The sequence below is a fragment of the Microbulbifer maximicatervae (SeqCode) genome (assembly GCF_052468155.1).
This window is the reverse complement of record NZ_CP174335.1, coordinates 1075795-1089185: the sequence shown is the minus strand read 5'-3', so window position 1 is coordinate 1089185 and position 13391 is coordinate 1075795. Positions and strand designations below refer to the sequence as shown.

8 protein-coding genes are annotated in these 13391 nt (G+C 40.5%); 6 read left to right on the top strand and 2 right to left on the bottom strand.

Annotated features, from left to right (window positions below; all coding sequences use genetic code 11):
• Positions 1–276: 276 nt before the first annotated feature.
• Positions 277–450, bottom strand: coding sequence for a DUF3149 domain-containing protein (locus ACJJIY_RS04590; RefSeq protein WP_282930681.1), 174 nt, complete (start codon positions 448–450; stop codon positions 277–279).
• A gap of 415 nt (positions 451–865) precedes the next feature.
• Between ACJJIY_RS04590 and ACJJIY_RS04585 the strand changes: the two genes are divergently transcribed.
• The 6 genes from ACJJIY_RS04585 to ACJJIY_RS04560 all read left to right on the top strand — a co-directional run bounded on the left by ACJJIY_RS04585 (position 866) and on the right by ACJJIY_RS04560 (position 11781).
• Positions 866–2014 carry an aminopeptidase gene (locus ACJJIY_RS04585; RefSeq protein WP_445359192.1) on the top strand — a complete coding sequence of 383 codons (1149 nt, stop codon included), beginning with the start codon at positions 866–868 and terminating at the stop codon, positions 2012–2014.
• A gap of 220 nt (positions 2015–2234) precedes the next feature.
• A complete protein-coding gene (locus ACJJIY_RS04580) occupies positions 2235–3653 on the top strand; it encodes a winged helix-turn-helix domain-containing protein (RefSeq protein ID WP_444895691.1) in 1419 nt (472 codons plus the stop codon).
• A gap of 389 nt (positions 3654–4042) precedes the next feature.
• Positions 4043–5275 (top strand): BamB-related PQQ repeat family beta-propellar protein, encoded by a 1233-nt coding sequence (locus ACJJIY_RS04575; RefSeq protein ID WP_444895692.1) that lies wholly within the window; start codon positions 4043–4045, stop codon positions 5273–5275.
• Positions 5276–6146: 871 nt separating this feature from the next.
• The gene (locus ACJJIY_RS04570) at positions 6147–8075 is read left to right on the top strand and encodes a hypothetical protein (RefSeq protein WP_444895693.1); all 1929 of its coding nucleotides are present in this window, start codon (positions 6147–6149) and stop codon (positions 8073–8075) included.
• 361 nt (positions 8076–8436) lie between these two features.
• On the top strand, positions 8437–11244 hold the full coding sequence (locus tag ACJJIY_RS04565) for a TonB-dependent receptor domain-containing protein (protein WP_444918573.1): 2808 nt from the start codon (positions 8437–8439) through the stop codon (positions 11242–11244).
• Positions 11245–11379: 135 nt separating this feature from the next.
• Positions 11380–11781 (top strand): VOC family protein, encoded by a 402-nt coding sequence (locus tag ACJJIY_RS04560; protein WP_444895695.1) that lies wholly within the window; start codon positions 11380–11382, stop codon positions 11779–11781.
• Positions 11782–12275: 494 nt separating this feature from the next.
• On the opposite strand, the gene gap is transcribed toward ACJJIY_RS04560, so the two are convergent.
• A complete protein-coding gene (gene gap / locus ACJJIY_RS04555; protein WP_444895696.1) occupies positions 12276–13283 on the bottom strand; it encodes a type I glyceraldehyde-3-phosphate dehydrogenase in 1008 nt (335 codons plus the stop codon).
• Positions 13284–13391 lie beyond the last annotated feature (108 nt).

Below are 13391 nucleotides of genomic sequence, written 5' to 3'. Positions count from 1 at the left end.
AGCTTCACAGGCAGCGCTTGAGGTATTGCAGTTGCGCTCTCGATAGGGTTACTCACCTGAGAGCGCTAGCTATACGGGTACAACGCCGCACTCTCTTCTCAGTAGCATCAACTCCACCTCTTCCATGACAAGAAGCTTTATTACACGGTTATTTCCCAGCTGCAGGGAGGTTGACCACCCTACCGGCTGTAGAAAGCCCGCTATTAGATACCAGATCGAGAGATAAACGCTAAACTAGCTTGTGCTTGGTTGCTTACAACAACGATGGAAGCCTAGCTATTTATTGGAACCGGTTGCTTGTGCTGCGATGCGTTCCTGCTCGGCAACAGCTTTTTCAACATTGTTGCGAACCAAGCGAACGAAAAACGCTGCCATCAGGAATATAAAGGCAATAACGGCCAAGCTGAGAAGGCCAGAAAAGCTGGTAAACAGGTCAATTAAAGCATCCATTTTTCTCTCCAGATAGGCTAATGCTTCACCTATGCAGTCTAGGGAGCTGTAATGGAAATCTCTTGACCTAAATCAAGCTGGATCAACTTATTGTAAGAACGACGGGTTGGTCAACGCAGGGTCAAGGCTGCTAGCAGGCAGAGTAAGGACGCGCCACATAAAGAATAAAGATCACTATTTTCTCGCCTGTCAGGCAGAAGCAGCAAAAGCGCCAAAGGTGGTATAAATAGTGCTATCAGCCCCGACAAGGGGTCACGACTAAAACCAATAAATAGCAGTCGCAACCAGGCAACAGCACCTAAAACCAGCGCAAATACTGTTAAGACGGCTGCCACTGGTGACATGGAATAACCTTTTGCACATGGAATCGTTTGACTGGTGGGTTTCTCTAAGAAAAATACTAATAGGAAAAAGAGTGTATATCAGTATTTCTGATCTTAGGTTTTTAGCGCGCCCCAGAGTTTGGCTGCTCGTATTAGTATTGTTAGGGCTCTACGGGTGCGAGACTGCGGGCTATTACTTCCAGGCTGCAAGCGGTCAATTGCGGATACTCTCTGCCCGGCAGCCGATTGAAGAGCTGGTTCAAGACGGCAATGCCAGTGATCAACTCCAGAAGCAATTACAGCTCGTTCAGGAGATCCGTGCCTATGCAGCACAGGAGTTAAAACTACCAGTGGGGCAAGCCTATAGCTCCTATGTTCAGCTCGATGATGAGTACCCTATATGGAATGTCTTGGCCGCACCAGAGTTTTCCCTGAGCCCCAAACGATGGTGTTACCCCATAGCCGGTTGCGCTAGCTATAGGGGCTACTTCCGCAAATCAGCGGCTATTGCCAAAGCAAATAGCCTGCGGAACCAGGGTTATGATGTCTATCTGGGAGCCGTTCCGGCCTATAGCACCCTGGGTTGGTTTAACGATCCTGTGTTATCAAGCTTTGTGAATTGGACACCGGAGAGGCTAGCGGGGCTCTTATTTCATGAGTTGGCCCACAGAAGAGTTTATGTGCCGGGTGATACCCGCTTTAATGAGAGCTTTGCTACAGCAGTGTCCGAAATTGCTTTACCTGATTGGCTTCGTAGCCAGGGTCTCTCGAGTTCTGCTGAGGAGACTAAGGCTCAGGCACTGGCGGTACGACAGTTAATGACAGCGACGCGTAAAGAGCTTCAGCCAGTCTACCAATCCAACTTGCCGGACGAGGAAAAGCGCCAAGAAAAGGAGGAAATTCTGAGTCGATTGAGGCGTTGCTATTGGCGTATGGCAGCAGAGTGGTCTTATCCCGCGCGCTACCAGGCTTATATAGAGAAAACCAATAATGCTACTTTGGCTTTGGCTGCAGAATATGAATCTTTAGTTCCAGCTTTTCGTCAGCTTTATATTGATAGTAATGGTTGGGAAGATTTTTATAATGCGGCTGAAAGATTGGGTGAGCTTGACCGCCAAGAGCGAGAGCAATATTTATTGGAATTAGCTAATGGATACAGAAAAAAGAGGAACAAGGCGCCGACAATGGCTAAATTTGACTCTCAGTTTTGTATGCGACAGGGGGGGAAGTTCTATAATTAGCTAGCTCTAAAAATTATACTAATTTTCAATTTTAATCTCCTATTTTAAAAAGCATAATCTAACTCAACATGGTACATGCTTAGAAATAAAAATAACGTAGAAACCCCACCTTTTACTTAACAATTTTTATTTTTAGGCGTATATTTAATTTTATTTTAATATTTGAAACTAGTCTGGTCGTTAAAAATTACTTATTTGTAAGTTTTCAGTGTAGAAGTTTATGAAAGTAACAAGAAATATTAAATTGGGAAGGTGGATTTTAAATGAAGAGCAAGGTTATTTGCTATGTGGTGAGAATAAAAATCAGCTGGACCATATACCACTTCAAGTCTTATTAGAGTTAGTCAATCATCAAGGCTGTCTGGTGACTAAGAAGCATCTGTTAACTACAGTTTGGGCTAATAAGGTCGTAGGGGATGAAGTACTTACTGTGGCTATTAGTCAAATTAGAAAAGCTCTAGGAGACAGAGCGAAGCAACCGGAATACATTAAAACTATTTCAGGTCAGGGTTATCGCCTAATTTGTACAGTGGAGGATATAGAGTCAAACAATAAAGCGGATGCTGTAGATAGCTCTTGGTGGTTCAGTCAAAAATATATTGTAGGATTGATTGCTAGCATTTTTTTACTTATTGGGCCTCTACTATGGTTTTCTTTCCATGCAGACCCTATTCCATCATTATCCATTTCTCAGAATGAGAAATTCCAAAAGGGACGCTATCTCTTAACGCTACAAGATTACGCTAAGTGGCGACAAGCTCAAACTTTATTTGAGCAAATAATAATAGAGTCTGAGGAATTCTCTCCTGCTTACCTAGCTTTAGTAGAGAGCAAGTTATTAATTGATCAAGGAAATACTCAAAAACTTTTTAATAATTGTAAAAGTTTGAATAAATTAGTTGATAAGGCGATTGATCTATCGCCATCTAACGTGGATGCTTACCTACTTAAAGCTCGTATTGCTTTTCACATCGAATGGAACTTTGATATGGCAGATAAGTATTACCAAAAAGCTTTATCACTGGAGCCGATGAATGGGAAAGTTCACCATGATTATTCACAGTTCTTGTTAGCTAGGCGAGATTACCCTGAAGCGCTGCAACATGTTTACAAGTATATAGACTCAGATCCCTCAGCTTATTCCAAGCCAATGGTTGCCTGGATATATAATATGTCGGGAAAGTATAAGGAAGCAAATGAAGAGCTAATTAAAATTGCCAAAATCGCTCCACGCTCAATAGCGTATCACGTATCAGCGCACTCGACGCTTGAGAATATGGGGCGAGATGCTGATGCATTTATTCATTTAAAGGCTATCTTGTCTCATGTTGGCTACAACAATGATGACTTGAGAACAGTAGAAGAAAAATTCCAGGTGGGCGGCCTTGCAGCAGTAAATAAGTGGCTATTAGATATAAAGCAAGAGGCAGCTGATATTGGCCAGTATAGACCTCCATTAGCTTATGCGCGATATGCTGCTACAGCGGGAGATATAGAGAGAACCCTATACTATTTGCAGCAGGCTATTGAAGAAAGACAGTTGGAAGTGTTGTGGGTTAACACTGACCCGAAGTACGAGTTAGTAAGATCTCTTCCTGCTTATATCAAATTAATGAGAAAAGTCGGGCTGTCTGAGTAAACTTCTAAGAGTTTAATAGGATATAAGTAAAGCTAACATATTATATACAATTAATTGAAGCAAGTTCCGCCTTTTGGAACAGCTGATAGTTCATCCCCTAATATATCCTGTATTAGTTGATTCTCGTGCCACATAAAAACTAACTGTTATTCCACAGACCCGCTATAAATTATTTGGGACTTTGGATCCTATGATACATGTTTAAGAAGGTATGAAATAGTATTTATATAGATATGACCTTTAGCTTGAAGCGATAAGCTAATAGTTAATTGGTGCTAATGTGTTAGTTAGGCCACCTTAATTAGAAAATTTAAGGATTTCTTAGATATTTTTCAGGTATTTTTGTCAATCATCTTTTAAATTCCAAGTTGATAATTTGGAGTATTAGTATGGATCGTATAAATAAAATTAAGTTGTGTGTATGTATAGTTTTACTTTTATTTTCTTTTGATCTACATGCGCATAGTACTTGGCGATATAAAATGCCCGGTCCAGTTGCAGGAGCTCCACTTGTTTTAGATGATCAAATTATCGCCACTGGTGGATCACTTGTAGTGGGCCTTAATAAGGAAGGAAAGCTCCTTTGGCAATGGAATCTAGGCTCTACCACCGCTGCATCGGCAGCTACAGATGGAGAATATCTATTTATTAATGCAGATAATGGCCTTCATGCATTAAGTCTAGATGGGGAGCCCTTGTGGTATTTTAAAAGTGAGGACAATGAAAATCTTATTGATGGCCGTCCTATGGGGTGGGGAAAGATATTTGTTCCAGATTCTTGGAGCTTTTATAGATCTTCTCCAATAGTAGCTGGTGGTAAAGTTTACTTTGGTAATCAGCGAGGTACGTTTGCTTTGGATGCTAAGACTGGTAAGCAATTGTGGCACCTTAGTACTGGAGTTACGCATACTACTCCGGCTATATACAAAGGGATGCTAGTTGTTGGGTCGTGGAATAATAAGCTTTATGGCATAGATATAATTAGTGGATCTATTATTTGGACTTTTAAAGGAAAGCAACCGTACGGCCAGGTCATATATGAGGGATTCAATCAGTCTCCGGTGATTTATGATGGTACTGTATATATAGGTAATCGCGATACCTATTTTTATGCCGTTGATGCTGAGACGGGGAAGCAAAAGTGGAGTTATAAACACCCTACTTCTTGGATTGGTTCTCCAGCAATTGAAGAGGATGGAGAGCTTTATTTTGGTATGTCGGATGGTTTAACACTGATAAGATTAAATGCAAAAAATGGAAATCAGAGTATGAATTTTAATGCCAATTTTTTTATCTTTGCTAAACCTCAAATGACCGATACTCAGGTTTTTGTTGCCACAATGGCTGGTCAAGTTTTTGCAGTAGATAAGAAGAGTAGTAAAGGACAGCTACTTTTTTCTACACCAGATTGTTTAAAAAAATGTGAAAGTTTGATTAAGCCAAGCGGGGGGATGAAATATATAAATGATACCTCTGCCGACGGTATGGCTAGGAATGTTGAATTTATGGTTGACATGGCTGATTCACTCCTGAGTATGACATACAGTGATAACACCCTTTATTTGGGGAGTGCTAAAGGTCATATTTATGCATTAAACCCACATATAGAAATTACTCATTAATATACAAGTTAGCACCATTATAAAATAATCTAAGAACTATTAATCGCTCAAGTTTTTCTACCAGCTATAGATATACATAGGGTTATATCTAATCACGCCTCTGAACCTCTCTTGATAGTCCATTGACTAGCCAGTTCAATTAATGAGCTGGTTTTTTTTATTAAACACCTGATAAAAAGGCTGTGCAATAAATTCATATGATCTTATAAATAAAAACTAATATATCATGTCAGATGATTTTCATCTGTGGTGAGTGGATGATAATAATAGGTTTTACGTAATAATATCTCTACCCCAGAAATAATTGAGAGATAAATCGATCTTATTAAATTCTAGACTAGCAGGATTTTACTAGAAAATACGTCCTTAGAGAGTACGTTTAAAGCAATAGTTAATTTTTATAATAACAATTAGTTGCTGACTATTAAAAGTTCAAGCTAGGCAGAGTGGGCCATTGTATATGGAGAGTGGCAATTCAGTGCTATATCGTCTGCTCATTTTAATTAGATCCTATCGCGGTATCTAACATATCTAAAAAAGTACCAGAAAACTAGAGTATGTTATTGGCTGTAAGACAGTGTGATTTATAGAATTTTATGTTTTTTTAGGAAAATTATGTTTTATTTCAGGTATTTTTATATTCCTATTTGTAGGGTGGTTGTATTACTCGGAGCCAAAAATAATTGGCACTTTGGAGTTTGTATTTTATTGCTGGCCAAAACTGCTGGAAAGTGAAATAAAATATGAAAAACATGCTTGTGGATGCCCACAAGAAATCGTGCAAGGTTTTTAGAGTATATATAAGTCTAATTTTTTCGTCATGACTGTTTGAGAGAGTATCCAATATATGTTCGAATATAGATGTACCAAAGTGATGGGATTTATTACTGCTCTTGCTCTATCTGGATGTTGGAATAAAGGTGAGGATAGTAATTATAGGGATAGTAATATTCCAACGTCTGATAATTACTTATACATCCAGGGGGAAGTGATTGATGGACTGCCAACAGGTACAAAACTTGAAGTTCTTGTTGGTGATAATTTGGTCTATACCACAATTATAGATCGTGATAGATATTCAGTTGAAATCAATTTGGATAAGAGCAACTCTGATGGTTTGGTAAAGCTTATTGCCACTTCCGAGACTAATGAGAGAATTAAACTTGTAAGTACATTGGGATTCTTACATGCGCTTCAGGAGGATGCAGGTTCTGATAAAACACTTGTTTATTCCGAAAATAAATTTGTCCAAATTAGTGGAATATCAACAGCAATTTCAGCGACATTAGATAATTCAACTAATGAGTCGTCAGGCTGGAATAACATTACTAGGCCTATAGAGGCAAGTGAAGTTTTTGCTAAAGCCACTATGATTAAAATGTTAGTAGAGCATTCACAGAAAGGAATGGCAATACCTTCAGATATTCAAGATACTTTCCAGCTAGCATCAGATTTTAATCTCTCTTCGAAATACATTAGCCTCTTTAGAAAGGCGGTTAAAGATATTTATCAGGAAGTACAGGCAGATATATATGAGAGTGGAAAGTATTTGCATGTAATAGATGAAAATTTAATAGCGGATACTTATTATGTTGATAGTGGAATATTAACACTTAATGTAGACGGTACTGGAGAGTACATTGAAAACGGTGAAGTGGTTGATCTTACCTGGGAGAAAACACAACAAGGCGTTGACTTGGAATCAGACAGTAGCATTGTTTTTACCGATACGATTTTAGTTGAAGGCCAAAAGATTGAGTTTGAGCGACACAGACAGATTAATAGAATTTCATGGATGTTCAACTCTACTGCTCAATCGATGTTTGTTTTTGAGGTAAATGACAGATTTCATTACCCTAGTGGAGAGCTTCAGGATTACATGGAAAATGGGTATGAAGCTGTTTCAGGCGCTCGAGCGAGTAATTTAGTAGACCCGAAAGATTTAATAAGCATTGGTAAAGTGTATAGCATGCCTATACCAAATAGTCGCGGGGAAATCGCTGGTAGTGTTGATAGCGAAACCCCACGATTTAGTTTTAAGGCGGTGGAAATAAGTTTTTCTGGAGACTTCTCGAATGGTGGAACCGCCAGTATAAAAGTACCTTCAATCTCAGCTTCCGGAGAAGCTCTCTATACTGAGATATCTGCTACTTGGCAGCTAGATAATAATAGAATAGATTTAGACTTCCCTGATGGTTCAAGTCTTGAATATTCAATTCTTAGTTTATCTAGTCATGGCTTTGCTAAAATTCACGTTATTTATCAGTCGGAACAAGGAGAGAAAAGCACTTATTCTTCATATGTTTTAGAAAAAGAGGGAGTTAGCTGGTCAGATATAGATATACCAGGAATATACACTCTTCCATTGAGCTTGTTGGATAATCTCAGTAATTACTTCTACGACTTTTCATCAAATGGAACCCTAGAAATTGTATCTGTCCAAGATCTTAATTTAAACGGGAATATTGACGATGGAGAGTACAGCGAGGTACCTGCTTATTGGAATATTGATGATGGGGGACATCTTACAATAAGAGTTTATCAAGGAGCGGAGGGATACTGTTTGCCTGAGGCTTTGGATATCACTGATAGTATTTGTACATTAACTGATGAAATAAGTTGGGATCTGTACCAGATTTATAACATCGATAGTTTTGGTGTTAGGCAAACTGAAAATAGCTTCTATAAGCCATTTGGTTCCTATGCAAATAGTATAAAAACTCGGGAGATATTATTAAAGTATGGAGATATCGATAATATACGGCTAACGAAAGTGCCAGAAAGACCATTTAAAAATTAACCAAATATCTATTTGGCCTACAAGAATAATATGGACATACCTTAAAGGTTTGTATTTTATTCTTATGCTTTTTTGTGCGATAACACAAGCAACTTTTCCGACCAAATCAGTTGGCTATTAATATGTTATGGAAGTGAAGTTATAATTTTTATTTACTTAAAATAAATCTTTAATAGTTTATTCATGTCTATTCGGCTTTAGCGTCGTACGCGGAAAAATAGATACTTAAGGCCTTAAGTCACAATGAAATAGTTGCTTTTAAAAAATTGCCGGGTGAGTTTCTTTTTTTCTAATGGAGGCAATTTTAAGAATTCTTAGTAGATAAATTTAAAGTGATAATAAAATAGTAAAAGGGTTAACAATGAAAAATAATCTAATATCTATTGCCGTTAAGAGTGTTATTAGCTTGACAGGTGCAGCAATAATATTCCCTTCTATACCTGTGCTCGCTCAAGAAGATGCAGAATTGGTTGAAGAAATCGTTGTAACCGGGTCACGTATTAAGCGTGCAGATTTGGATAGTCCAAGCCCGGTAACTGTACTCGGGCGAGAAGATATGAAAATATCTGGCAAAACTGATGTGGGAGCTTTAATTCAAAGCTTGCCTTCAATGTCAGGTTCGCCGTTGGGAACAACTATCAATAACGGCGGTAATGGGGCTGTACAAATTAACTTGCGTGGACTGGGTGCTAACCGGACACTAAATTTAGTAAACGGGCATCGCTCAGTAGATATGGGGGACTATCAATCCATTCCTTCAGTTATGATTGAGCGGATTGAGATACTCAAAGATGGAGCTTCTGCAACTTATGGTGCTGATGCTGTTGCTGGGGTTGTAAATATCATAACGCGAAAGGATTTTGAAGGAGTTGAGGTTGAGCTTCAGAATGCCGACTTTATGGATGTAGACTCGATTAGCCAAAATAGTGTGAGTTTTATCGCTGGTCGAGAGTTTGATAGCGGAAATTTTGTTTTTGGTACAGAGTATATATCTCAAGAGGGTGCTTACCAATCTGACACTCCATGGGGTATCTTTCAGAATACTTATCATATTTTTCCGGAAGGTGGTTGCGAAAGTAATCCGGTTAGTTGCTATTCCGAAGGCTCCTCACGTATACCCGAGGGTCGACTCAATATTGGCGGTTCTAAATACATCAACTTGGGAGATGGCTTAGTTGAAGATGATGATCGCACCTATAACTATGCACCCTCTAACTATATTCAGACTCCGTTTGAACGGTACAACGTCTTTGCTGAAAGTAATGCTGAAATTACAAACAATGTGCGATTTATTTCCGAGGTCCGTGTAAATTATCGCGAGTCGGCCCAAGAATTGGCACCGATTCCCTATGACAGTCGCCCTGGTTTTGATCCGGCCTACAACGGTTATTTCGACTTCGATGGTGATGGTGTTTTGGAGGCTTACAATGGCATTCACCAAGACAATTATTATTTATCTAGGGCATTGGCAGATGCAGGAATTGATCACCAGCCGGCTATCGATGTACGTCGGCGTGTGGTAGAGGATCGCCGCAGAATGGAACAAAGGGTCCTCCAAGTACAGGGAGTGTTTGGCTTCGAAGGTAATATTAACGATTACGACTGGAAAATCAGCTACAACCGAGGCTATCGTACTCGAACGGACATTAATACTGGACAATTTCTTGGGGCGAGGCTGGCAAAAGCACTTGGTCCATCAGCAGATCTTGATGGTAATGGTGTTCCCGAATGTTATGCCGATATTAGTGATCAAAGTACATTGATAAGTGATTGTGTACCAATCAATATGGTTGATGGGGCGGGCACAATTACCGAAGAAATGCTTGCTTATGTGAGTTCAGATCTCACAGATCATAGGGTTACTACCCAAGAAGTTATCGACCTTAATATTAGTGGCAATGGATTTGAACTTCCTGGGGGAGCAATGACGTGGGCCCTAGGTGGAGGGTATTGGGCGCGTTCATTTACCCTCTCTCCAGACTCGGGTAAAGCAACCGGTGATGTTACCGGGTCTGTGGGGACGGGTACAGAAGGCTCTTTGTACAATACCAATCTACTTGCCGAGGTGCATCTTCCGATATTTAATAACGGTATTCAATCTATCGATATTAAAGGTGGATTACGCTATGACTCCTATAATATCTTTGGCAGCGATAACACTTGGCAATTGGGTTTGGATATGCAGGTGTTTGAAGAGCTTAAATTGCGTAGCACTTATGGAACGGTTTTCCGTGCCCCGACAATTACTAACTTATTCGGGGGGCGAAATGATAGTGCTCCATCAGCTATTGACCCGTGTTATGTCGACAGTATTAGCCAGCTTCCTGCTGGTTGCATTCAAATATCGGAGCAGGAGGATACTCAACTTCCTGCAACAGTCGGTGGCAACGAAGAGCTCCTACCGGAGTCAGGGAATACATTTACCCTAGGCCTTGTCTGGACACCGGACTTTATCGGAAGTTCGGATTTAAGCCTCACCCTGGACTACTGGAAAGCAGAAATTGATTCAGGTATTAGTTCTTATGGTGCTCAGTACATTATGGATCAATGTTACATAGAGCAGGTAGCCAGCTACTGTGACCTCATCACCAGAACTAGTGACTATACGATTCAAAATATATTGGATATTAATCAAAATGTTGCCGAACAGGGAGCGGCCGGAGTTGATTTTGAAACTCGATACTCATTAGATACCGAATTTGGACAATGGGATGCAGTCTTACTATGGACCCACTTGATTGAGCGTACCAAAATTGCTTATTCAGGGGCGGAGGCTATCCATTTAGAAGGACGTACCACTGATAGCACGGCACAAGATGGAGGGACTTACGCAGAAAACAAAATAAACTATTCCCTATCCTGGAATTGGAATGACTTCAATTTAAGTTACCGAGGTGAATATATAGGTGAGGTGAAAGGAGATCTTAACTATGGAACTTACATGGATGAAATATGGCGAGACTATAAGCAAACTATAAAAGCTCAGCTCTATCATGACCTTGTTGCTTCATATAATTTTAGTAATGGTATGGCTATTTCGGGCGGAATCACTAACCTTACTAACGAGGCTCCCCCATTTATTGATATTGGTTTCAATGCAAAAACGGACCCTTCGGTTTACCGCACATTTGGGCGAGGCTACTACCTGAGGCTGAGCCATAAATTTTAAGGAGTGGTAGTTGCCACAATTAAGGGCCGTATTTACGGCCCGCTTCATCTTCATGCACTACTTGATTTCTTAAAAAATATATAGCCCCGCTCTCAAAGGTGGCTATAAATCGTGTATTAGCCAGGGAAACTTCTAATGAACTCAATTGGCAGACTGGTAATTCTTGTCAACAGCTACGAAGAAGCTATTACCTTTTATTGTGATAAATTGGGGTTTGAAATTTTTATAGACTATCAAGCAAAACCACACCGATTCGTTCACATTCGGCTTCCGGAACAAAGAGATATGGGCATATGGTTACTTAAGGCAGATTCTGAGAATCAGCTGAAGAAAGTTGGAGCACAAACTGCTGGGCAGCCTTGCGCCGTTATTTACACTGAGAGCTTTGACCGAGAATATAAGAGGCTTGTAAACAATGGCGTCCACTTTAGCAAGCCCCCCACCTCTGACGCAGATGCGGAGTTTGCTCACTTTGAGGACCTGTATGGCAACGAATTTATTTTAGTTGAATTAAAAAAAGTAGGATCCCTGGAATAGACTTTAACTTGTCACTTTTGGTGCTTTTATAGAATACGCGAAATACGGTCTTGTACTAAGAATTAAAAAAAGGGGACATTCCAGGAGTACACCAAACTAAAGGAGTAGTCAGTTGTATTTTGCTATGAAGTTGTATATCGATACCGATGACAATTTTGGACTATCCAATAGTCTCTGCACAACAGTGGGAAGCCGATATGATATTGCTGTATTAGGTATATTTCTTCATGTAAAAGAGGAGTGAGCCCGGGGAACTCTGACTATAGAGGTGAGGAAAGCTGAGAAAGACTAAACTTAAAGATAAAGAATTATGTATTATAGAAAGGATGAGGCACTTGAAGCACCGCCTGATTTATAAAAATATTTTTAGGGATTAAAAAATACGTTATCGAGAGCTAGTAAAAACACTTCAGGCTTATTTCTACGGGCAGGTTTTACCAGCCTGCTTATTAGAATATGGCACCTTTTGATTTAAGATAAATGCACCTTATCTGCTAAAGCAGGGCTTTTGTCACATCCAGCATCCGATTCGCAAATCCCCATTCATTATCAAACCAAATCAAAATCTTGGCTAAGCGATTCCCCGCTACACGAGTTTGGCCTGCATCAATAATCCCCGATCGGGGGTCGTGATTAAAATCACAGGATGCGAGGGGTTCTTGGGTGAAGCCAAGTACACCATTAAACTCAGACTCAGAAGCTGATTTTAATAGGGCATTAATATCTTCCCGGCTCACTTCTTTTTGTAGTGAGACTGATAAATCGATAGCAGAAACATTGACAGTGGGAACTCGTAGGGCCTGCGCCTCAAATTTACCTGCCAGGTTGGGTAGTATTCTCTCAATACCTCTTGCCAAAGCAGTATCAACCGGGATAACAGAGGTTATTGCCGAACGTGTTTTTCTCAAGTCAGTATGATGGTAGGCATCACTTACCGGTTGATCATTCATTGCAGAATGAATGGTGGTAATGACTCCTGCCTCAATACCGAAGGCTTTATCCAGTGCGGCGATAACTGGAACACTGCAATTAGTCGTGCAGGAGGCTGCCGAAATTACCCGTTCCTTGCCTGTCAAAATATGGTCGTTCACCCCGTAAACAATCGTGGCATCGACATCGCGGCTGGCGGGTTGAGAAAACAGTACTTTCTTGGCTCCTGTGGCAAGGTGTAACTCCGCGCCTTGTCGCTGCTTAAAGCTGCCGGTGCATTCCAGTACGATATCTACTTGATCCCGTTGCCAATCTAGGTCTTCTAACTGCTCGTAATGAGTTACGGAAATAGAATCTCCGTTAACCACAAGGACATCTTTATGCACGGAAACTTCACCTGAGAAGCGGCCGTGGACAGAGTCGTACTTTGTCAGGTGTGCAATGGTGTCGCAGTCAGCCAGTTCATTGATGGCGACTATTTGTAAGCTATCGCGGGCGCCAGACTCATAGAGTGCGCGTAAAACGGAGCGGCCGATACGGCCGTAGCCATTGATGGCAATTCTAGTGGTCATAGCACAACTTTAGGCAGGAGAAAAAATGTCAGCTAAGCGTCCCCGTGCGGCGCTGAGCCAGTGCCGCACGGGGTTGATACCTAAATGATATTCAGTGGAGAGAACAGT

Coding starts and splice junctions, on each gene's coding strand:
- ACJJIY_RS04565 (WP_444918573.1), top strand. CDS start 8,437: ATGAAAAATAATCTAATATCTATTGCCGTTAAGAGTGTTATTAGCTTG.
- ACJJIY_RS04575 (WP_444895692.1), top strand. CDS start 4,043: ATGGATCGTATAAATAAAATTAAGTTGTGTGTATGTATAGTTTTACTT.
- ACJJIY_RS04580 (WP_444895691.1), top strand. CDS start 2,235: ATGAAAGTAACAAGAAATATTAAATTGGGAAGGTGGATTTTAAATGAA.
- ACJJIY_RS04560 (WP_444895695.1), top strand. CDS start 11,380: ATGAACTCAATTGGCAGACTGGTAATTCTTGTCAACAGCTACGAAGAA.
- ACJJIY_RS04590 (WP_282930681.1), bottom strand. CDS start 450: ATGGATGCTTTAATTGACCTGTTTACCAGCTTTTCTGGCCTTCTCAGC.
- gap (WP_444895696.1), bottom strand. CDS start 13,283: ATGACCACTAGAATTGCCATCAATGGCTACGGCCGTATCGGCCGCTCC.